Origin of the sequence: Haloferula sargassicola (genome assembly GCF_040362925.1) — a bacterium.
GTDB lineage: Bacteria > Verrucomicrobiota > Verrucomicrobiia > Verrucomicrobiales > Akkermansiaceae > Haloferula > Haloferula sargassicola.
The window spans coordinates 86943-109410 of the sequence record NZ_BAABRI010000005.1; the positions used below are offsets into that span (position 1 = coordinate 86943).

The following is a 22468-nucleotide window of genomic DNA, read 5'->3' on the forward strand; positions in this document are numbered from 1 at the left end:
GCCGCCTTGTAGGCGGGCGCGACGCTCCGGGCAAGGGTGGCCGTGCCGACAGCCTTTGAAGTTTTCACCACCTGCCGGCCGTAGATAAGCTCCATCATGTCGCCGCCCGACCCTGACTCCATCGCCCAATGCCATGCCTGCGGGGCGGACATGGACGTGTCGGCGGTCGGCCCCTTCACCAACGTCGCCTGCCCGTCCTGCGGCGGGCACACGCGGGTCAAGACGCGCTTCGGGCCCTACACGCTGACCCGCCGCCACGCCATCGGCGGCATGAGCATGGTGTTCGTGGCCGAGGACCCGACCCTGGGCCGGGAGCTGGTGGTGAAAATCCTCAGCGAAACCTATTCGGCGGACGAGAAGCGCATCGCAGCCTTCGAGGAGGAGGCGCGGATCACGGCTTCCATCAGCCATCCCCACGTGGTGCGCGTCTTCACCACCGGTCGGTCCTTCGGGCGTTTCTTCATCGCCATGGAATTCGTTCCCGGCGGCCATTTCGAGCATCACATCCGGGAAAGGGAGAAGATCCCCGAAGAGGAGGTGCTGCCGCTGGCTATCGAGGTTGCCGAGGGCCTCCAGGCAGCCAAGTCGGCGGGCCTGATCCACCGCGACGTGAAGCCGGGAAACATCCTGCTCGATGCCAACGGCTCGGCCAAGCTGGTCGACTTCGGCCTCGCCCTGGTCACCCACGGAGGCAAGGCCCGCGCCTCTGAACTATGGGCGACGCCGTACTACGTGCCGCCGGAAACGATCGAGGGCTTCGAGGAGGATTTCCGCTCCGACATCTACGCCTTCGGCGCGACCTTCTACCACGCGCTGGCTGGCAAGCCGCCCTGCGACGAGGAGTCCATGGACACCACCCGCCTGCGCAAGGCCAAGCGGGACGTGAAGCCCCTGCGCAAGGCCGCGCCTTGGGTCACGGCCGGCACCGCTTCGGTGATCGACCGCTGCATGGCGCTGGACCCGGCCGGCCGCTTCGCCTCCTACGACGAGTTGATCCATGCCCTGCGTGCCGCCCGGAACGGCGAAATCGTGGCCACGGCCACGGCGGGGGCGCGTCGCAGCCGGTCGCGGGGCCGCGGGACAAAGGCCGCGATGGTGGCCGGCGCCTGTGCCGCCCTGGCGGTTCTGGTGCTGGGAGCGAAATGGATGGTCTCCCGGCCGGAAACGGAAGCTCCGCAGGTCGAGCCGACCGCGGCAGTGGAAGAGCCGGAGGAAATGCCGGTGCTCGAAACGCCCGATGCCTCGATCGAAGTGGCCAGGGCCTACCGGGACGCCGCCCAGGCCCTCGAAGCCCGGGATTTCGATGCCGCGCGGGAGCGCTTCGCGGCCGTCCGCGACCATCCCGATGTCCTGGAACCCACCGGCACATGGGCGGCGGTCGATGCGGTTGCCTGTGCCTGGCTGGCAGGACGCTCCGAGGAGGCGCGCCGGCAGCTCGGGGCCGCACGCGAGCATGTACTAGGTTCACCGTCGGTCAGTGGCGACCTGCGCCAGATTCTCGACGGCCAGTTCTCGGCCCTCGCCGGAATTCCCCCCGTCCGCGCCACGGCGGACACCGGCGATGCCGAACTCGACCGCCTCCTCGCCTGGCTGGCGGCGCTGAAGGATTGGGATCAGGGCCTGTTCGCCCCCGCCGCGGAGGGGTTTGGCAAGGTGGCGGAGGCGCACGACGACATCCACGCCTCGATCGCGCGCGATTACCTCCACGACCTCGCCCTGCTGGAGAAATCCGAGCCCGCCGATTTCCACGTGCCGCCCGCCACCGCGAGAACCCTGGCCGACGATCTCGAAAAGGTCCGGAGCCAGCTTCGAACCAAAGGCCGCGGTCCCTTCAACCTGCGGGCCTGGCAGCTTTCCCTCGAGCGCGCCGCCCGTCGCCAACCGGAGGCAGCCTCCGCGCCCGAAACAAGCCCGGGACTGCCGGGCGAGACCTGGCCCGCGATTCGTGGGTGCCGGTTTACCGAGGCGGAGGCATTGCTCGCTGCATGGCAGCCGGCCGGCGATCGCGACCCGCGGATCAAGGCCCTCCTGCTCGAATTGATCGGAGAGGCGCGGGATTTCCTGCGGGATCTCGGAAAACGAAGCCTCGCCGCCGATGGAGAAATTCTCGCCCGGGACGGACGCGAGTTCCGCCAGGTGCTGGGCGGCGATGTCTCGGGGATCGAGGTTGCCGACGGCGAAGGTCAGGCCGTTCGCTTGAAGTGGAGCGAGGTGGCACCCGACTCCGTCATCGCCCTGCACCGCATCACCGCCAACATGGATGGCGACAGTGCGCACCGGCACGAGCAGGCGGTGGCCTTCGACTTCCTGGTCGGCGACCAGGATCGGGCGCGTGCGGCGGCGCTCAAGATCGCGGCCGCGTCCCCGGAATTTGCCAGAACCTGGAACGAGGTGGTGGAAACGATCACCCCGCCGTGACGGTCGCCCCGGCGAGCAGGCCGTCGAGCACCCCGATCAATCGAGCCCGCAACGGCACGGCGCGGGCCGCCAGCCGGTGTTGCTCGGCCTCGTAAGTACGGCGTCCCTCGTAAGTCTCGATCGGGATCGGCTCCAGCCCGAAGGCCCGCAGATCGTAAGGGCTGGCGCGCATGTCCAGGTCCCGCAGTTCCGTGGCGAGGTCCAGGCAGTCCAGCCACAGCCCGGACCCGGCCCAAGGGAGGGCCTTGCCGGCCCACTTGTAGAGATCCATGTTGGCGTGGACGCAGCCCGGTTGCTCGTGCGCTTCCCGTGTCAGCAGGTCGGGCTGGAGCTTGTTCAGCGGCCTCGCCTCCGGGGTGAAAAAGCGGAAGGCATCGAAATGCGAGCAACAGATCGGCCGCGATTCGACGAGCTGGTCGATCTCCTCCTGCGGCAGGCGCAGGGGGGCGCTGCCTTGATGCCGCACCTCCGTGCCGCGATACACCATCGCCCATTCGTGCATCCCGAAGCAGGCGAAATTCGGGGCGCGATCGCGTGTCGCCACCAGCAGGTCCCGGATCCACCTCAGGCGTTCGGCTTCACCCTCCCGCAGCGCCCGCGGATCGGCAAAAAGCCGGCCGGCCTCGTGACGGTACGGTCGTTTCCCAAACCAAGCGGGCAGGGGGGCGCCGTCGGTTTCCAACCCGCTCCCAAGCCCCGGATGCCACTGCCGGAGTTTCCCGAAGGAGAATGAATAGTAGGTGAAAAGGAAGTCCTCGACCGGCTGCGGTCGGCCCTTGGCGCGACGGTCGAGAGCCGGGCGGGTCAGGGCCTCCGCCCGCCGAGCGTGAGCCTCCAGCCGGGCGCGCCAGGCCGGGGCAGGGAGCAGGGTGGTGGGGAAGGAATCCGGCATCGGCTGCGCCGCAGTGGAAGCATCGAAACCGCCTTAAGAAAAGTTACAAAAATCCCTTGCGCGCAAATCGCCGAGGAGTAGTCTGCCGGCCCGCGCCGAAAGGGGCGGCCAAAAACAAAATCGCGGGGTGGAGCAGCCAGGTAGCTCGTCAGGCTCATAACCTGAAGGTCCAGGGTTCAAATCCCTGCCCCGCCACCAATGAAGGCCCGGTCACCTTGACCGGGCCTTCGCCTTTTTACCCCGCTCAAGGTGCGGAGAGATCACCCTCGCGGCCACACGATCCTGCTTAGCTCTTCGTCGACCTTGTTGCGACGAAGACGCTTGCTGCGGCGGCCAGGCCAAGTCCGGCGACGGCGAGCAACAGGGGAACCGACGGACGCCCGGGTGGATTTCGGACCCCGGGATAGGCCCGTTCCGGAAGGTTGCCGCTGGGACCATGTGGACCCTCGCGAAGCGCCATCTGCATGACCTGGGCGAGGTGAAGTCCATGGCGTCCGGTGAGTTGCTCGATCTGCTCGCGGCAGCTGAAGCCGTCGGTGACGATGAGCGTGTCGCGGGCGGCCTCGCGGATGGCGGGCAGCAGCACGCGCTCGCCGCACTTCACGGAAACGTCGTACTTGTCCTTCTCGAATCCGAAGGCTCCGGCCATGCCGCAGCAGCCGGTGTCGGGCGTCTCGATCTCCATCCCCATCCTTTTCATCAACTCCTCCTCGTCGCTCATGCCGATGATCGCCTTGTGATGACAGTGGCCGTGAACGATGGCGCGCCGGTGCAGCCTGGGTGGTTCGAAATCAGGTGCCTCCTTGTTGAGGAACTCACCGAAGAGGTAGGTCTGCTTCGATAGCCTGACGGCGTCGTTGTCGTGGGGGAAGAGATTGACGAGTTCGTCGCGGAACACCGAAACGCAGCTCGGCTCGAGGCCGACCACCGGTGTACCGGCGCGGATTTCGCCGCGGAGGTCGTCGAGGATCTGTCGCAGCAGGTGCTTGGCGAGCGTGAGCATGCCCCAGTCGTAGAGCGGCCGACCGCAACAGAGGGCGCGCGGGGGAACGGTAACGTGGAAGCCGGCGGCCTCGAGCACCTCGACGGCGGCCTTGGCGGTCTCCGGGAACAGGTAGTTGTTGAAGGTGTCCGCCCACAGGATGATGCGCCGCCCGGAGGGGTTGCGGGGGGTGCGGCGGGCAAACCAGTCCTTGAAGGTGCGGCCCGCGAAGACCGGCATTTCCCGCTGCGGGGCGATGCCGCCGAGCTTCTTGGCGATCGTCGAAAACGGCGGCGTGCGGGTGAGGAAATTGAACAGCCCCGGCAGCCGCGAGGCGAGCCGCGCCCACCAGTAGATCAGGCCCATGGCGTAGGCGGCGGGCGGCCGGATACGGCGTTTGTAGTAGTGCGAGTAAAACTCGGCCTTGTAGGTGGCCATGTCGACGCTTACCGGGCAGTCGCTCTTGCAGCCCTTGCAGGCGAGGCAGAGGTCGAGGGCGTCCTTCACCTTGTCGTCGCGCCAACCGTCCTTGCCGATGGTCTCGCCGCGGAGCATCTCGAAGAGCAGGTGGGCGCGGCCGCGGGTGGAGTCCTTCTCCTCGCGGGTGACCATGAAGCTCGGGCACATGGTGCCGCCATCGAGCCGCCGGCACTTGCCCACGCCGACGCAGCGCAGCGTGGCTCGCGAAAAGCTGCCATGATCCTCGGGAAACTGGAAGTGGGTGGCGGGCTCGCGTGGATGGTAGCCGGTGCCGAGGCGCAGGTTGGAAAGGATCGGGGCGGCATCGATCACCTTGCCTGGATTCATTCGGTTGTCCGGATCCCAGATTGCCTTGAACTCGCGGAAGGCCTGGATCAGCTCCTCGCCATACATCTTGGGCAGCAGCTCGCCGCGGGCCTGGCCATCGCCGTGTTCGCCGGAAAGCGAGCCGCCGTAGCCGACCACCAGCTCGGCGGCTTCCTCGACGAAGGACCGGTAGTCCCTCAGGCCCGCCGCGCTGCGGAGGTCAAAGGGAATCCGGCAATGGATGCAGCCCTGGCCGAAGTGACCGTAGAGCGAGGCTTCGTAGTCGTATTTGTGAAACAGCTCGCGCAGGTCACGCAGATACGGACCGACCTTTTCCGGCGGAACGGCGGAGTCCTCCCAGCCGGGCCACGTGTCGTCGAGATTCGGGACGAAGGCCGTGGCACCGAGGCCACTCTCGCGCACTTCCCAGAGCTTCGCTTCCTCGTCGGAGTCATCGAAAAGCTTCATGCTCGGCGGGTTCTGTTCCTGCTCGAGCATCGCCATCACCTCGCGCGCCTTGGCGTCGGATTCCTCGCGGCTGTCGGCACCGAACTCGACCATCAGCCAGCCTTTCCCTTCGGGCAGGAGCTGGATGTCCGAGGGGTGGAGGCCGGTGCGTTTCATGTAGGAGATGAGCTTGTGGTCGATGCCTTCGAGGCCGACCGGCCCGTGCTTCATGATCTCCGGACAATGGTCGCCGGCGCTGTAGACATCCGGGTAGCCGAGAACCAGCAGGGTGCGGGCCCTGGGGTTGGGGATCAGGTCGAGCTTTGCCTCGAGGATGGCGACGCAGGTGCCCTCGCTGCCGACCAGGGCCTCGGCGATGTTGAAGCCGTTCTCGGGCAGCAAGGCGGGCAGGTTGTAGCCGGAAACCCGGCGCGGGATGTCGGGAAATCTCTCCCGGATCAGGTCGGCGTACCGGTCCCGCAGCTCCCGCAGCCGGCGGTAGATCTCACCGCGGCGGCCGCCCTCGCGGACGATCCGCTCACAGCTCGCGTCGCTGGTCGGGCCGACGGTCATACGGCATCCATCGTAGGTGAGGATCTCCAGCTCGCGGGTGTTGTGGGAAACGCGCGGCCCCCTGCCGAGCAGGGCGGCCATCACCGAGTGGACCCCGCAGGAGTCGTTGCCGAGCATGCCGCCGAGAGTGCAGTGGTTGTGGGTGGCAGGGTCGGGGCCGAAGGTCAGCCCGTGGGGCGCGGCGGCATCGCGAAGCACATCGAGGATGCAGCCGGGCTCGACCGTGGCGAGTCGCTGCCCGGCATCGATGTCCAGGACATGGTGGAAGTACTTCGAGGTATCGAGGACCACGGCGACGTTGCAGCACTGGCCGGCCAGGCTGGTGCCGCAGCCGCGCGAAACGATGGGCGCGCCGAACTCGCGGCAGATGCGGATCGCCTCGATGAGGTCCTGCTTGTCGCGCGGCACCACCACGCCGATCGGGGTCTGGCGGTAGTTCGAGCCGTCGGTGGCATAGAGCGCGCGCGAGCCGTCGTCGAAGCGGACCTCGCCGCGGAGGCTGTGCTCCAGTCTTTCGGGCAGGGTGGAGGCGGTGGAGGATTTGAGGGTGACCATGGGACGTTCAGGGGTTGTCGCGATAGGGTTCGGCGTCGGCGGTCTTGAAGGTGACCCCGAGGCCGGGTGTGGAGGGATCCGGGTGGAGGGCGCCATCGACCGGATCCGGGAAGCCGTCGAAGAACAGGCGCTCGATGCGGACATGGTCGTGGAAATACTCCGCATGCCGTAGTGGCGCGGCCGCGCAGCCGGGATGCAGGTGAAGCAGCGGCGCGCAGTGGGCGGAAAGCGGCAGGCGGTGGGCCTCGCAGAGGGCGGCGATCTTCATGAATCCGCTGACGCCGCCGCAGCGGGTGGCATCGGCCATGACCACGTCGACCTCGTCGGCATCGATCATTTCGCGGATATCGGCAGGGCCCCAGGCGTATTCGCCATCGGTGATTTCGAGCTCCGGCGGGGAATGGCGGCGCAGGAAACGCATCCCGCAGCGGTCCTCGGGCGGCAGCGGCTGCTCAATCCAGCGGACATCGGACTCACCGGCGAACCAGTGCATGAAATGCAGCGCCTGCTTGCGGTCATAAGCACTGTTGGCATCCACGAAAAGCTCGGCGTCATCGCCGATCGCCTGGCGGGCGACGCGGACCCTTTCGGGATCGCGCTCCGGCTCGCGGCCGACCTTCATTTTCACCCGGGAAATTCCGGCATCGACCCAGCCGCCGAGCTGACGGGCCAGCTGTTCGTCGTCATAGGAGGTGAACCCGCCGCTGCCGTAGATCGGCATGCCGCCCCGGCAGGCACCGAGGAGTTTCACGAGCGGGAGGCCGAGCAGGCGCGCCTTGAGGTCCCACAGCGAATGATCGACCGCGGAGATGGCCATGGCAGCGATGCCGCAGGCGCCGAGGTTGCGGACCTCCCGGCGCATCGCCTGCCATGCGGCCGGGATGTCGAGAGGGTCGCGTTCCGTGATGAGTTCCGCCAGCTTGTCGCGGATGAGCGTCGCGGCCGCGCGATGGGCGTAGGTGTAGCCGATGCCTGTTTCGCCGCCGGCGGTGGTCTCCACCAGCACGAGGGTCGTGCGATCCCATCGTAGCGTGCCGTCCGACTCGGGAGCCTCGGTCGGCACCGTAAAGCTCGAAACCTCCAGACGGTCGATCTTCATCGCGACGGGTTGCGGATCGCCGGATCAGTGATGGGGCAGGATCGCATCGAGGGCATCCTTGAAGGTTTGGCGGATGATGCCGATCTCCTCGGGATCGCCCTTCATCAAGGCCTTCGAGTAGGCGACGGCCTGGCTGAAGGTGATGTGCGGCGGCAGGGTCGGCACGTTGGGGTCGGTGCAGGCTTCCAGGACGACCGGCCGGTCGGCGGAAAGAGCCTGGTCCCAGGCGTCGCCGACCTGCTCCGGTTTATCGACGCGGATCCCCCGCAGACCGAGGGACTCGGCATAGCCCGCGTAGGGAAAGTCGGGCACGTTCTGGGAGGCTTCGAATTTCGGATCACCGGCCATCGCGCGCTGCTCCCAGGTCACCTGGTTGAGGTCGCGGTTGTTGAGGACGAGGATGATCAGCCGGGGATTGCTCCACTCCCTCCAGTATTTGGCGATGGTGATGAGGCCGTTGTTTCCCAGCATCTGCATGGCTCCATCTCCCACCATCGCGATGGCGATCCGATCGGGGAACGCGAACTTGGCGGCGATGGCGTAAGGTACGCCGGGGCACATCGTGGCCAGGTTTCCGGAAAGGGAAGCCATCATGCCCTTGCGGATCTTGAGGTCGCGGGCGAACCAGTTGGCCGCCGAGCCGGAGTCGCTACTAAGGATGCAGTAGTCGGGCAGCCGCGGCGAGAGTTCGTGGAAGACGCGCTGCGGGTTGATCGGGTCGGCGTCGTTCATGGCGCGCGCCTCCAGCACCTTCCACCAGTCCTGCATGTCCTTTTCGAGACCCTCGCGCCAGCTGCGGTCCTCCTTGCGTTGCAGGAGGGGAATGAGGGCGCGGAGGGTCTGGGCGGCATCGCCCATCAGGTTGACCTCGGTGGGATAGCGGATGCCGAGCATCTTGCCGTCGAGGTCGATCTGCACCCCGCGGGCCTGGCCTTCCTTGGGCAGGAACTCGGAGTAGGGAAAGTTCGAGCCGACGATGAAAAGCGTGTCGCAGCCGCTCATCAGCTCCCAGCTCGGCTTGGTGCCGAGCAGGCCGATCGCGCCCGTGACGCCCGGCGCGTCATCGGGCAAGACCGCTTTCCCCAACAGCGCCTTGGCAATGCCGGCACCGAGGATTTCCCCGACCTCCTGAACTTCGTCGGCCGCGTGAAGGGCACCGGCACCGACCAGCATGGCGACCTTTTTGCCGGAGTTGAGCACCTCGGCGGCGCGTTGCAGGTCGGCGTCCTCGGGCACGATGCGCGGCATCGAAAAGTCGGCGCTGGAATGGACGGTGCCATGAGCGCGGGGCGGCGTTTCGACGGCGTCAAGCTCCTGGACGTCGTTCGGAACGATGACGCAGGTGACGGTGCGCTCGGCGCGAGCGATGCGGACGGCGCGATCGACGAGGTGGCGGATCTGGGTGGGGTCCGACGCCATCTGGACGTAGGAGCTGGCGACGTCCTTGAAGAGGCTGATGAGGTCGACCTCTTGTTGGTAATGCCCTCCGAGTGCGGAGCGGGCTTGCTGGCCGACGATGGCGACCACCGGCTGATGGTCGAGCTTGGCATCATAGAGGCCGTTGAGCAGGTGGATCGCGCCCGGGCCGGAAGTGGCCATGCAGACGCCAACCTCGCCGGTGAACTTGGCATGGGCACAGGCCATGAAGGCAGCCATTTCCTCATGACGCACCTGCACGAAATCGATCAAGCCGTCGGCGCGATCGAGCGCGCCCATCAGGCCGTTGATGCCATCGCCGGGGAAACCGTAGACGCGTTTGACGTTCCATTGGGAGAGACGCTGGATGAGGTGATCGCTGGCATTCATGGCTGATATTTTCGGGGACGGGTTTGGTTTTCTAAAAGACCCTCCGCCGAGCAGCAGACCCTGCACCCGTCCGGCGGTGCCGGCCGCGTGGCCTTTGTAACGACCGCCCAAGCGAGCCGCCATCGCGCGCCAGCAGGCCGGGCCTGCGGGATGCCGCGGATCGCGATGGGCGATCCGAAAGGAAGACGTTAGCGGATCACCGTGCCGCGGGCGGAGATGCGGCGGCGCGATTTGCGCAGGCGTCCATGCATAACGCATTCGCCGGAGGAGGGGACGCGCGCGGCCGAATCTTTTCAGCGCGCGGCGGCGATCATCCACTGCATGCCGAGACCCGCGGCGAGGGTGAGGAAAAGACAGGTCGCCCACGTGACGCGGAGGGGCATCGCGATGTCGCGCTTCGGGCCGGATGGCGGTTTGAAATAAACCGGGTGGATGATCCGCAGATAGACCGCCAGCGAAATGGCGCTGTTGAGGATGGCGATCACCGCCAGCCACCCGAAGCCGGCATCCAGGGCGGCGCCGAAGAGCAGGAACTTGCCGGCAAATCCGGCAAGCGGCGGGATGCCGACCAGCGACAGCAGGAAAACCGTGAGCGCCGCCGCGGCCCACGGGTGACGGCGGCCCAGGCCATGGAGCGCGTCGATGGTCCGGCCGTGGGCGAGCACGATGGCGAAGGCGCCGAGGTTCATCGCGGCATAGGCGATGCCGAACACCACCAGCGTGGGCAGGGCGAGCGGGCTGTGACCGATCGCGATGGGTCCAAGCAGGAAATATCCGCTCTGGGCGACGGTCGAGTAGGCGAGCAGCCGGACGAGTTTGTCCTGCCACAGCGCGACCACGTTGCCGAAGGTCATCGACGCGGCGGCGACCAGTGCGAGCAGCAGCAACGAGACCTGCCTGAAGGCGTCGGGAAGCTGGGTGGTCACCTGCGCGAGGGCGAAGATGGCGCCGATTTTCGGAGTGACGGAAAGGAATGCCGCCACCGAGACCGGCGCGCCTTCGAAGGTGTCCGGCGTCCAGAAGTGGAAGGGAAACAGCGAGGCCGCATAGCCGAGTCCGGCGAGCAATGCGATGAAACCGAGCGCGTAGGGCAGCGGCTCCATCGGCCCGGCAAGCGCGCTGAGATAGGTGGTGCCGGTCATGCCGACCCAATACGCGAGGCCGAAGGTCATGATGGCACCGGTGACGGAGCCGTAGATGAAGTATTTCATCGCGCCCTCGCTGCTCGGGTCGTCCTTCGGATGGGCGGCCAGCGCAAACCCGCTGAGGCCGTTGAGCAGCACCCCGAGCACGAGGAACATCAGGTCGCCCGCCCCGGCGAGGATGGCCGAGCCGAGGGTCGAGAAGACGAGCAGGCTGTAGAGCGTGCCCTCGCGCGGGCGGCCGCCCACTTCACTGCGGGCCAGCAGCGCGACGAGTATGGCGCTCGGGCAGAGGATGAGGATCGCCCAGTGGCTCAGCGTGTCGACCCGGAAGGTGCCGGAAAACGCGGTGGTTTCCCGGCCCATCCAGGCGATGCCGAGGGCGGTGGCGGCCAGCATGCCGGTGGCCAGCGTGATCAGTCCGCCGCGCGGGCGGCCGAGCATTTCGAAGCACAGCACGGCCATCGCGGTCGCGAGCACCACGAGCTGGGGGAGGATGGCGATGAGGTCCTGCTTCATCGGCTCAGAATTGCAGGCGCTCGGCGGTGGCGTGGATCAGGCTGGTGATCCAGCCGGGGAAAACGCCGACCGCGAGGGTGAGCGCGGCCAGCGGGACGATTGCCCACAGTTCCCGCGCGGTGAGGTCGTCGCGGCGGCGGAGCAGCCCGGGGTTGGGTTCTCCCATGAAGGCGGTCTGGATGGCGCGCAGGTAAAGCGCGGCGGTGAGGACCAGGCCGAGCAGGATCGCGGCGACCGCCCACGGGCTGACATTGAAGCCGCCGAGGAAGATCTGGAACTCGGCCGGGAAGTGCGCCAGCCCGGGCAGCCCGAGCGAGGCGAAGGAGCCGAACACGAACAGGCCGCCGAGTTTCGGGAAGGATCTCAGCAAGCCGCTCATGGCCGGCATTTCGCGGCGGCCGCCGGTGCGATCGGACACCGCGCCGACCAGCAGGAACAGCATGCCGGTGACGATGCCGTGGCTGATCATCTGCAGGCTGGCGCCGGTCAGCGCGAAGCCGCGGGCCTGCGGCGCGGCGAGTGCCGCGATGCCCACGCCGAAGACGAGGTAGCCCATGTGATTGACGCTGGTATAGGCGACCATGCGTTTGAGGTCGGTCTGCGCCAGCGCGACCAGCGCGCCGTAGATCGCGGAAATGACACCGAGCGTGATGACGATCCACGCATGCTCGCGGAAGGTTTCCGGCATCATTTGCAGGCTGATGCGGATGAAACCGTAAGCGCCGAGCTTGAGCAGGATACCGGCGAGAATGGCACTGCCGGCGGCGGGTGCCTCGGTATGGGCCGCCGGCAGCCAGGTGTGGAAGGGCACCAGCGGCGTCTTGATCGCGAAGGCCAGCAGCAGCGCGCCGAAGGTGAGCGCCGCGAGCTGGCCGCCGATGGCCGGCGGCGCGGCGATCAGAGCGCGCATGTCGAAGGTGCGTGGTTCGGAGTGCAGATAGAGCGAGAGCAGCCCGAGCAGCAGGAACAGGCTGCCGACGAGCGTGTAGAGGAAGAACAGCAGCGCGGCTTTCTTGCGGCCCTCGTGACCCCATTTGCTGATCACGAAATACATGCCGACCAGCGTCAGTTCGAAGAAGACGTAGAACAGCACCAGGTCGAGCGAGAGAAACACGCCGAGGCAGGCCATTTCCAGAAACAGCCCGACGGCGACGAAGCTGCCGGGATGGTCGCGGATCTTCGCGGAGAAGATGAAGCTGCCGAGAAACAGCACGGAGGTGAGCAGGACGAGCGGGTAGCTGAAACCATCGACCCCGAGACGGTAGGCGGCGCCGATCGACGGGATCCACGCGGCTTCCTCGATCTGCGTGAAACCCGGGCCGACCCCGCGCAGGCCGGCCAGCACGGCAAGTACGAGAGTCACCGTGGAAATGACGACGGCGATGGCGTGGCATCGTTTCGGCTGCTGCCGGGAAAGCAACGCCAGCACGGCACCGAGGAGCGGCAGGAAGAGCGTGAGGCTGAGAAGGGGTAGCGTGTTCATGGGAAAATCAGGTGAAATAGAGCGCGCCGATGAAGACGGCCAGGACGACGGTGGAGGACGCGAGGGTGATGAGCATTTCCTTGTGGGCCATGCCCGACTGCCAGGTCCGACCATGCTCGCCGAGGCGGCGGACGCCGTCAGCGATGCGGTCCATGAGCTTGGCCAACCCGTCTTCCTCAAGGATGAGCTTCGACGAATCCGCGATGAACCAGGTGCTGCGCCCGACCCAGAGGGTGAGGTAAGAAAGGACCCGGTCGATGCCGTGCGAGCTTCGGGAAACGGAGAGCGCGAAGGTGCCGATCTCGTTCACGCCATCGGCCAGGCAGCGGTCGAACCGGCCGGCCCAAAGCGCGATGCGATCGACCGGTGCCACGATGACGGCGCGGTAGCCGCCCGCGATGCGGTAATGGCGGCGGGCAAAAGCGAACCCGATCTGGTGGAGCCGCACGCGGGCGAGCCACCAGCCGCCGCCGACGCCGAGCACCAGCGCGGCGATGCCGGCCAGCCTGGCGGCCGGGCTTTCCGGCATCTCAAGCCCGCCGGAGGTGACGGCGGAGTGAAGGCCGAATCCTGCTACGACGATTGCCGTAGCGAGCACGGCCGTGGCGGCGGTCATGGTGGCGAAGGAATCACGCGAAGCCTGAGGCACCGCGCCATGGAAGAGCAGGCGTGCGGCGCGGCCGATGTAGATCGCGCTGGCGGCCGCACCGGCGGTGGCGAGGGTGAAGTAGGCGGCGGGCCACGGTCCCCTGAGCGTCGCGGCGAGGATGGCGTCCTTGGAAAAATAACCGACGAGGGGCGGCAGCCCGGCCAGCGCGAGCCCGGCGAGGAGGAACAGCGCATAGGCGGTCTTGTTGGCCCGCGCCGAGCCGCCGAGACGGTCGAAGCCGGTGCCGCCGAAGCGTTCCTGGAAATGGCCGGCGGTCAGGAAGAGCGTCGATTTCATCAACGCATGCGCCAGCCAATGGGCCAGTGCCGCACCCGGAAAACCGGTGCCGATGGCGAGGAACATCAGCCCGAGCTGGCTCGAGGTCGAGGAGGCGAGCATCTGCTTGATGTCGCGCGCCGCAATGGCGCTGAAGCCCGCGAGCACGGCGGTGGTTCCCCCGACGATGGCCACCGCGGCGAGCACGCCCGGCGGCATGAGCGGATAGGCCTGGATCAGCAGCAGCGCGCCGGCCGCGACCATGGTGGCGGAGTGCAGCAGCGCGGACACCGGCGTCGGCCCGGCCATGGCACCGGAGAGCCAGGATTGGAACGGGAGCTGCGCGGACTTGCCCATGGCGGCAACGAGCAGGCCGGCCGCCGCAAAGGCCGGCAGGGTCGCGGAGGCATCGATGGCCAGCGAACCGGTGGCGGCGAAGATCGCGAAGATCCCGAGGTAGAGCCCGAGGTCGGGCGTGCGGGTCATGAGGAAGGCCTTCACGGCACCCTGGCGGGCTTCGCTTTCCTCGTGCTCCGTGGCGATGAGGAGAAACGAGGCGCAGCCCATGATTTCCCAGCCGGCGAGGAAGACCAGCCAGTCGGCGGCGAGCACCAGCAGCGTCATGCCGGCGAGAAACAGCGAGATGCCCGACCAGAACCACGCGGCGTGGCCTTTCCCGCGCATGTAGCGGATGGCGTAAACGAACACGCAGAAACTGACGAAGGTCACCACTGCCAGCACGATCGCGTCCATGCGGTCGGCGGCGAGGCCGAGCGGCAGCGGGCCGAGGTGACCGAGCCCGGCTGTGATGGGTTGCTCCCCTCCGAGCGCCAGCAGCAGCGCACCCGCCAGCGAAACGGCGGCGCCAGCCAGGGCCCACGAGACGGCACCACGGCGGAGCACCGCGATCAGCAAGGCGGCGATCGCGGGGGCCAGTACGATGGCGGGAAGCGGGTTCATCATCCTTTCAGGTCGCTGGTTTCCTCCGACTCGACGGAGCCCTTCGAGCGGAAGCGTTGGGTGGCGATGGCGAAACCGACGGCCGCCTCGAGCGCCATCACCGTCATCACCACCAGCACGAACATCTGGATCGCGTAGCTGTCCGGATGCAGGAAGCGCCAGAAGGCAACGAGATTGAGCATGGCGGCGCCGAGGATCAGTTCGATGCCCATCATGATCATCACGAGATTGGTCTGGCTGAGCACGCCGTAGAGGCCGATGCCGAAGAGCACGGCGGCGATGCCAAGTGCGAGGTAGAGGCCCATGGTTTCAGGGGGTGTCGGGTGAGGAAACGGGGAGCGCCACCGCGGCGGCGGCGATCATGGCGGTGAGAATGGTCACGCCGGCCGTCTCGAAGATCATCATCGAGCGCTTCATGACCTCGATGCCGAGGTCGTGGTTCTGGCTGGCGGCGGAAGGCACCGGACCGGAAATCTCCGGCCACGGGGTGGAGGCAATGGCGGCACCGGCGAGCAGCCCGAGCACGACGGCAGTGGCGATGGAGGGCTGCTTCTGGTGACTCATGTCCATTTCCCCCATGCCGCCGGGATCCATCATGTACATCATCATGAAGATCGCCATGATGCTCATCTCGGTGGCCATCATCATGACCTGCAGCACCGCCAGGAACTCGGCCTGCATGACGAAGAACATCGCGCCGACCGAGGTCATCGAGGCCAGCAACGACAGCGCCGAGCGGACCATCGAGCTGGTCATGAAAACGCGCAGGCCGAACCACACGGCGACCGCGCCGAACAACGAGATAAATAGTAGCTGGAGCGGATTCATAGCAGCAGGAGGATGCCGACCCAGAGGATGTTGAAGAGCGCGGCGGGGGTGGCGAACTTCCAGCTCCACTCGAGCGTGTGGTCGTGGCGCACGCGCGGCAGGAGCCGGCCGCAGAGGAAAAAGGATACGGCGACGGCCATCGTTTTCAGGAAGGTCCAGGCAAGTCCCGGCAGCCACGGGCCGCCACTGCCGCCGAGGAAAAACACGGCCACCGCCAGCGAGAGCGCCAGCACCAGCACCATCCGCGCGAGCCGGATCTGCAGCCAGCGCCAGCCGGTGTATTCGGCGAAAACGCCACCCGCCAACTCGCCGCGGGCCTGCGGGATGTCGAAGGGCGGCAGGAAGGCGAGCGCCAGCGCGGCGAGGTAGAACAACACGAAGCCGACAGGCTGATAGATGAGATTCCAGAGCGTGGCCTGCGAGCCGACGATCCGGTCGAGCGCCATGCTCTCGGCGCGCATCACCACCGCGGTGATGGCCATCACGATCGGCATCGAGTAGGCGATCAGCTGGCCGAGGAAACGCCAGCCGCCGATCATCGCATACACCCCGTTGGGAGCCCAGCCGGCCATCAGCAGCGCGACCATCACGTAGGCCAGCGCGGCGTTGAGGAAAAGCGCGCCGGTGGCCAGCGGGGCGGCGATCAGGCCGGCGCCGAAAGGCAACACCGCCAGCGCCAGCACCGCGGTGCCGAGCAGCAGCAGCGGCGCGGACTCGTAAAACACCTTGTCTCGCTGCTTCGGCCGCACGGATTCCTGCAGCAGACCCTGCGCGGCGAGGGCGCAGGGGCGCCCCCAAACCCAGAAGCCGGTGCTGCTCCAGTGCTCGACGACGGCCAGCAGATAGAGACCGGCGGGATACAAGACGATGACAACGAGCCAGCTCATGAGTCGCCTCCTTCCTTTTCCCCAGGTTCCTCCAGCGGGGTTTCCCACGGCGACAGATCGAGCGAGGCGATCGCCACCAGCGCATCGGACAACTCGAGACCCTCGGTGAGATCGGGGATCAGCCCGGTTGCCGCCGCGCTTGGAGCCGTGATCTCGCAAGTGGTCATCCGCCCGTCCCGCCATTCGATCTTGAGCCGCGCCGGGCCGCGTGCGGTTTCGATGGCCGCCTCGCCGCTGCCTTCATGCTCTGCCGGCACCGACGGCAATGGCCCAGTCACGCACTCCGTGCAGAGTCCGGCGCTCTGGATGATTTCCGCCAGCCGCAGGCGGAGCCGGGCAAGCGCGTCGTTGCCGCCGAGGCAGCAGGGTTCGAAGCCCAGGGCGCGGTAGCCGGAAAGGTGGGCGCGGAGGTCGGCTTCCATGCCGGCGGCGCGGGCGAGCGGCCCGTGGTGGTTCTGGAGCCACTCGCGGGGAATCGGCCCGATCCCGCGGAGCCGGCGGGCGAGGTAGGGTTCCAGCTTGCCGAAGCGCTTGCGGGCACGCTCGACGGTGAGCGTGCCCTCGCGCAGCTCGGCGAGCGAGCGCGTGGCGTGTCGTTCCAGCCGCCGGCTGCCGACCGTCACGGCGAACACCGACAGCCAGGCCAGGTGGCTGGCGGCGCGCTCGCGTTCGAGCTGCGGGATCGCCTGCCGCCACCAGGCGTCCCCGGGTTCGGAATCGACGCTGTGGGCGAGCGCCAGGATGCCGAGGGCGCGCCAGGTTTCCGGCTCGCCCGGATGAAGCGCGGCGAGGAAGTCCGGCAGTGGGTCGGCGGGGCCTTCGAAATGATCATGCAGCTCCGTGACGAAGTGCCCGCCTGCCCATTCCGCCGAGCAGACGGAGTCGCCATCGAGCGTGGCTTTCACCACCACGCCGCCGGGCAGGCCGGGGAAAAACGGGCCGAAGTGGGCCGTGCTGCGGTTCATCGCCAGACCGTCGCGGCTGCGCGGCATGTCCTTGGTCATCGAAACCATCGACATGAAGCCCATGTCATCGTGGTCGCAGCCGTCCTCCTCATCATCTCCGTGATCGTGATGGTGGTGCTCGTGACCCTCCTCATCGTCATCGAGCGCCTCGCGGAGAAAGTCGGGCGCAAACGGTTCGGGCTCGGCTTCGCCGGAAAAGAGCGCCTGCAGGGCTTGGGCCCACTGCTCATCGCCGGGTACGATTCGCAGGTCGGGCTCGGGAAGCGGGGGCAGCTCGCCGTTTCCGAGAAAAACCAGCCGCCGCGGGCGGGGCATCTGGGCGTAGGCGATCGCGGCGGCCTTCCGCAGCGGAGGCGGCAGGCGCGGATCGACGAGCAGGATCCGGGCGTGGCGCGGCGTGCTGGCGAGGTCGATGCCGGCCCGGTGGACGGCCAGGCCGGCGAGTTCGAGCCGCTCCGGGCCGGGGATGGCGAAGACCCGCGGGTGCCGCCCGGCGAGGCGGGTGAGCGCCCGTTTCCAAGCGGGCCCGGGTGCGGTCCCGGCCGGGGAGGCAGGCGCCCTCATTGGCGGCGGAGCCCTCCCTGGCTCAGGGTGTAGAGCAGGCCGAGGAAGAGGATCAGCAGGAACACCCCCATGTCCAACAGGGCCGGAACTCCGAGTTCACGATACACCACCGCCCACGGGTACATGTAGGCCATTTCCATATCGAAGGCGAGGAATAGCAGGGCGAAGCCGTAGTAGCGGACGTGATAGCGACCCCACGCCGGATCCGGATCGAGGCGGCCGCTCTGGAAAGGGACGGTCTTCCCGGGCTCATCGAGCGTGGACCGGCGTCCTGCGCCCCACAGGCAGCCCGCGAGGCCAAGAGTGGCCATCAGCATCAGAAAAAGGATGAATCCGGAAGACATGGTGAGGATTCATCGAGCGCAACTCGCGTACCATGGCTTCGCCGCAGCCGGACTTGCCGGCGGGACGCGTCCGGGGAATGGTTTGGCTGGCCGTGGGGGTTCCAAAGCCATCGCCTTCAGCGGGAGGGATACGCCCGAGGGGCTTGGTGAGGGAAGTGCAGGGGAGCGGCCTGAGTCGGGGGTTGGAGGATGGACCCGGCGCCGGCGCGTGAGGAGGTGTTCTGCAATGAGGCATTGCAGATTGGCGCGCGGGGGAAGGGGGTTCGTTGGCTGGGGCGCTCGGGCTAGGTGGGGCGCTCGGGCTCGGTGGGGCGCTCGGGCTCCGCGGCCGCCTGAAGGCGGGACTACATGCAGCCGGTGGCGGGGTGGGAGGATGGGGTCCGCGGCTTGCCGGTTCGTTTTCGCGTCCTCCATCAAGCTCCGGCCACCGGAAAATACCCCTTTTGGGAACCGGAATATCGAAATCCGATATTCGAATACCCTTTTCCGGGCACCGAATACCGAAATTCGATATTCGAATACCCTTTTTCGGGACCGGAATACCCGATTTCGAGATTCGAATACCCGTGTTGGGGACCGGAATACCGAATGTCGGTATTCGAATACCCGCAGCGGATATTCGCCGCCCCCCTTTCCGATCCCGGAATATTCTCTCGCGATATTCCGGGATGCCCGCGGGATATTCGGCACCCCTTTTTCCGTATTCCGGGGTGCGAAAAAGGAGCGTACGCGCCCCCCCGCTCCGCCACCGGCTGCACGTAGTCCCGCCTTCAGGCGGCTGCGGAGCCCGAGCGCCCCACCTTCAGCCCGAGCGCCCCACCTGAGTCCCAAGTAACTCACGTCGCGGGGTGCCGCGGGATATTCGGCTCTCGAAATCGGTTGGCCGGAGACGCGATGGGTTGGCCGGAGACGCGATGGCGGTTGGCCGGAGAGGCGATGGCGGTTGGCCGGAGACGCGATGGGTTGGCCGGAGAGGCGATGGGCATCTCCGGCCAAGGGAATTCGAGGCCTTTGCGGCCCTCAGGCGTGGGTCTTGCGGCGGCGGCCGGCGGGGTAGCTGGCGGAAAGGTCGGCGTGCACATCCTCCGCGCCGGGTGTCCCGGTGCGGACGGCGAAGTCGAGGAAATGGAGGAAGGCTGTGTCGTCGTCCAGGCGATCGTTGCCCGCTAGCGCGCGGGCATCGGTGATGGGCGTGGTGATGGTTTCGATCGCGGCGAGGATGCGGTCCGAGGATCGGATCAGCGCTCCATCCTTGTCATACTCCACAAGGTCGAAGGACGGCGGACGGAGTTCGGCGCGCTGATGAAGGTAGTCATCGGCCTTCTGGTCGAAGGCCAGACGGCGGTCGGCCAGGCGGAAGAGGTTCTTCCTGTCATCCTCATCCAAGGTAAGGGTGAAGATCGAGGTGATCTTGGTGCGCAGTGCCTGGATGTCGGCGATGATCTCGGCTTCCTGGGCCGGGGTGATGTCAATGGAGACGCGATTTTTCATGGTTCAGTTGAGGTATTGGAACAGGATCCTTGCCTGATGTATCAAATTCAAGGCGAGGATGGATAGGCTAACACCACATCCGGGATGATCCATGCAAGGGGAATGGGTGAAAAAGTGCGAATCATTGTGTCACCGTAAGCTTGTCTTAAGAATCCGCATGGAGGTGGAACCACGGATAGATCATGAACAGGCCCAGGAAGATGCGATTCTTGATGTCCGGGGTCCGTGGAATGATCCGAATCCTCTCGATGGCGATCCCAACCCGCGAGCGCCGCAAGCGCGGCCCGATCGAAGCGGCGCGCCAAAGAGGGAGATCGGCGGGGCGGAGGGGGGTGATTCGAGGACGTCCGCGCGCGGGGGGCGGAGCGCCGTGGCTCGGCTACGGCCTGAAGGCCGCACTACCTACCCGTGGGGGCGGGCCGGTTGCCTTTGCAAGGGACCTGGCAGGTGATGCGGGTGGGTTTGTCGGCGGCGGAGTCGATGCTCAGGGTGCCGTTCATGGCCTGGGCTCGGTAGCGCATGATCTGGAGACCGAGGTGGTGGTCGGGCAGGCCGTCGAAGCCGCGGCCGTCGTCGGCGACTTCGAGTTCGAGGCGGTCTGCGTGCTGCCGCAGAAAGATATCGATGCGGCTGCCGCCGGAATGGCGCAACGCGTTGATGAGGGCCTCCTGGGCAATCCGGTAGAGGTGGTTGGCGACGATGGAGTCGGCGATTTCCACGCTGCCTTCGATCAGGAGGCGGCAGCTCAGCGGGCTGTCGGCATGGACCCGGTGGCAGAGGGCTTCGAGGGAGTTGACGAGGTCGTCCGGCTCTTGGCCGACGGGGCGCAGGCCGTGGGCGATCTGGCGGATCTTGCCGATGGCCTCGCCCATCATGGAAATGATCGTGCCGAGCTTGCCCTCGCGGCCGAGACGCGGCTCGGCGAGTTCCTCGGCGAGGCCTTCGGTGCGGAGCTTGAGCGCGGTGAGGACGGCGCCGAGGTCGTCGTGGAGATCGACGGCGATGCGCTGCCGTTCTTCCTCGGAGGCGCGGACGACTTCCTGCTCGAGCCGGCGGCGCTCGGTGGTGTCGATGACGATGGCGACGCAGCAGTCGTGCCCGCGGAAACGGCAGCGCTGCAGGGCCACATCGACATCGTAGAAACTCCCGTCCTGCCGGCGGTGGCGGGACTCGAAGAGGAGTTGGGATTTTTCCCCGCCGACCACCGGCGCGATCATGGAGAGGAAGCGCTCGCGGGTAAGGTCGGGCTTGAGGTCGAGCGGCGTGAGCGTGCGCAGTTCGTCGAGCGAGTAGCCGAGGTTTTTGCGGCCGCCGTGGTTGACCTGGACGAAGCGGAGCGTGCGGATCTCGAAGATGAAGACTTCATTGAGCGAGGCCTCAATGATCTGGCCGAGACTGAACTTGGCTTCCTCGTCGGCCTTGCGCTCGCTGAGATCGCGGTGGATGGAGACGAAGTGGGTGCGGTCGCCGTCGGCGCTGCGGATGAGAGTGATGAGGAGTTCGGCGGGGTAGGCGGAGCCGTCCTGGCGGTAGTGGACCAACTCGGTGTGGTAGAATCGGTCCCGCTCGAGGTGGTGTTCGATGTTTTCCGGCGAGTCGGAATGGGTGCGGGGGCCATCGAAGATCCGCGGGGTCTTGCCGATCATCTCCGTTTCCGGAAATCCGCTGATGGAGCACATGGCGGGGTTGGCGAAGACGATGCGGGAATCCCGCCAGCTGGTGTGGTCGGTGGTGATGAGCACGCCCTCGCCCAGGTGTTCGATGGCCTCGGCGAGCAGCCGAATCTCGCCGGTCTGCTCGGCGACGCGGGATTCGAGCGTGCGGTTGAGCTGGCGGAGCTGTTCGTGGATGCGGCGGCGCTCGGTGATGTCCTGCAAACTCACGACCACGCCGGTGATGCGTCCGTGGAAATCCCGGAGCGGCGCGCTGCGGCCGGACAGCCAGATGTCGCGACCGTCTTCCGGGTGCTGCTGGTGGACATCGCGATGGCGGATGTGCCCGCCGGCGAGCGATTCTTCGAGCGTATCGACGAGCTTGAGTTCGCGCATCCAGGGAAAGACCTCGTCCGGATGGCGGCCGAGCACCTCGCTTTCCGGTGTGCCGGTGAGGCTGGCGATGAAGGGATTCCAAACGCGGAAGCGCAGGTTTGCATCGAACACGACGAGGCCCTCCTGGAGGCTGGAAAGGATCTGCCGGCCGAGTTGCTCGCGCTGGCGCAGGGCCTCCTCGGCATCGCGCCGCTGGCTGATGTCGCTGACCGCGCAGTGGTAGCGGCCGCCGGAGACGTGGCTCGACTTGAGGCTGGCGGGGAAGGAGGTGCCATCGCCGCGGCGCAGCATGACTTCGCAGGTCGAGTGCGAGCCGGGGCCTTCGAGCTTCTGGCGGTGGAAATGGATCGCGTCCTGCGACTCGCGCGCGACGTAGTCGGTGAAACGCGAACCGACCAAGGCGCCGCGCGAGGTGCGCAGCAGGGTGGCGAGGGTGAGGTTGGCCTCGCGGATGCGGCCGTCGCCATCGACGGTGAGGTAGCCGACCGGCGCGAAATCGTAGAGTTCGGCATAGCGGTCGCGCGAGTCGAGCAGCTCGGCATAGGTCCGCTGCAGCTCCTCGTTCTGCATCTGCAGCTCGATCTGGTGGACCTGGAGTTCATGGACGAGGCGCTCGAGGTCCTGCGGGCCGGCAGCTTCTCCGGGCTGACGTTTTCCCGCGGCGATCTCGGCGAGGCGTCGGAGCTGCTCCGGCGGATGAGGGCCGGGATTTTCGGAAGGCGATGGAGGATCGGGAAACAAGGACTCGGTGGGA

The 22468-nt window shown here is 66.9% G+C and carries 15 protein-coding genes and 1 tRNA gene; 2 read left to right on the top strand and 14 right to left on the bottom strand.

Annotated features, from left to right (window positions below; all coding sequences use genetic code 11):
• Nucleotides 1–96: 96 nt before the first annotated feature.
• Nucleotides 97–2418: a protein kinase domain-containing protein gene (locus tag ABXH26_RS05425; protein ID WP_353566029.1), complete on the top strand. Its 2322-nt coding sequence runs from the start codon at nt 97–99 to the stop codon at nt 2416–2418.
• Here the strand turns inward: ABXH26_RS05425 and ABXH26_RS05430 are convergent.
• Entirely contained in the window at nt 2405–3310 is a 906-nt protein-coding gene (locus ABXH26_RS05430) for a 3-methyladenine DNA glycosylase (protein WP_353566030.1), read from the bottom strand. The genes ABXH26_RS05425 and ABXH26_RS05430 overlap by 14 nt on opposite strands.
• Before the next feature lie 121 nt (nt 3311–3431).
• Here ABXH26_RS05430 and ABXH26_RS05435 point away from each other — a divergent pair.
• Nucleotides 3432–3508, top strand: a tRNA-Met gene (locus ABXH26_RS05435).
• A gap of 88 nt (nt 3509–3596) precedes the next feature.
• On the opposite strand, the gene ABXH26_RS05440 is transcribed toward ABXH26_RS05435, so the two are convergent.
• From ABXH26_RS05440 to ABXH26_RS05500, 13 genes are all read right to left on the bottom strand, one after another.
• Nucleotides 3597–6653, bottom strand: a complete 3057-nt coding sequence (locus ABXH26_RS05440; RefSeq protein WP_353566031.1) for an FAD-linked oxidase C-terminal domain-containing protein — start codon at nt 6651–6653, stop codon at nt 3597–3599.
• Between the two features lie 7 nt (nt 6654–6660).
• Nucleotides 6661–7752, bottom strand: coding sequence for an enolase C-terminal domain-like protein (locus ABXH26_RS05445; protein WP_353566032.1), 1092 nt, complete (start codon nt 7750–7752; stop codon nt 6661–6663).
• 24 nt (nt 7753–7776) lie between these two features.
• Nucleotides 7777–9558, bottom strand: a complete 1782-nt coding sequence (locus tag ABXH26_RS05450; RefSeq protein ID WP_353566033.1) for a thiamine pyrophosphate-requiring protein — start codon at nt 9556–9558, stop codon at nt 7777–7779.
• Between the two features lie 293 nt (nt 9559–9851).
• Nucleotides 9852–11219: an NADH-quinone oxidoreductase subunit N gene (locus tag ABXH26_RS05455; protein ID WP_353566034.1), complete on the bottom strand. Its 1368-nt coding sequence runs from the start codon at nt 11217–11219 to the stop codon at nt 9852–9854.
• Nucleotides 11220–11223: 4 nt separating this feature from the next.
• Nucleotides 11224–12702: a complex I subunit 4 family protein gene (locus tag ABXH26_RS05460; protein WP_353566035.1), complete on the bottom strand. Its 1479-nt coding sequence runs from the start codon at nt 12700–12702 to the stop codon at nt 11224–11226.
• Between the two features lie 7 nt (nt 12703–12709).
• A complete protein-coding gene (locus tag ABXH26_RS05465; RefSeq protein ID WP_353566036.1) occupies nt 12710–14590 on the bottom strand; it encodes an NADH-quinone oxidoreductase subunit 5 family protein in 1881 nt (626 codons plus the stop codon).
• The gene (gene nuoK, locus ABXH26_RS05470) at nt 14587–14892 is read right to left on the bottom strand and encodes an NADH-quinone oxidoreductase subunit NuoK (RefSeq protein ID WP_353566037.1); all 306 of its coding nucleotides are present in this window, start codon (nt 14890–14892) and stop codon (nt 14587–14589) included. Before nuoK ends, ABXH26_RS05465 begins: the two co-directional genes overlap by 4 nt.
• 4 nt (nt 14893–14896) lie before the next feature.
• Nucleotides 14897–15415, bottom strand: a complete 519-nt coding sequence (locus tag ABXH26_RS05475) for an NADH-quinone oxidoreductase subunit J family protein (RefSeq protein ID WP_353566038.1) — start codon at nt 15413–15415, stop codon at nt 14897–14899.
• Nucleotides 15412–16302, bottom strand: a complete 891-nt coding sequence (locus tag ABXH26_RS05480) for a complex I subunit 1 family protein (protein ID WP_353566039.1) — start codon at nt 16300–16302, stop codon at nt 15412–15414. Before ABXH26_RS05480 ends, ABXH26_RS05475 begins: the two co-directional genes overlap by 4 nt.
• Entirely contained in the window at nt 16299–17831 is a 1533-nt protein-coding gene (locus tag ABXH26_RS05485; protein WP_353566040.1) for an NADH-quinone oxidoreductase subunit D-related protein, read from the bottom strand. The genes ABXH26_RS05480 and ABXH26_RS05485 overlap by 4 nt, the downstream gene beginning before the upstream one ends.
• The gene (locus ABXH26_RS05490) at nt 17828–18175 is read right to left on the bottom strand and encodes an NADH-quinone oxidoreductase subunit A (protein WP_434783419.1); all 348 of its coding nucleotides are present in this window, start codon (nt 18173–18175) and stop codon (nt 17828–17830) included. Before ABXH26_RS05490 ends, ABXH26_RS05485 begins: the two co-directional genes overlap by 4 nt.
• Before the next feature lie 1020 nt (nt 18176–19195).
• The gene (locus ABXH26_RS05495) at nt 19196–19666 is read right to left on the bottom strand and encodes a hypothetical protein (RefSeq protein WP_353566041.1); all 471 of its coding nucleotides are present in this window, start codon (nt 19664–19666) and stop codon (nt 19196–19198) included.
• A 398-nt stretch (nt 19667–20064) separates the two neighbouring features.
• Nucleotides 20065–22455 carry a PAS domain S-box protein gene (locus tag ABXH26_RS05500; RefSeq protein WP_353566042.1) on the bottom strand — a complete coding sequence of 797 codons (2391 nt, stop codon included), beginning with the start codon at nt 22453–22455 and terminating at the stop codon, nt 20065–20067.
• Nucleotides 22456–22468: the final 13 nt, after the last annotated feature.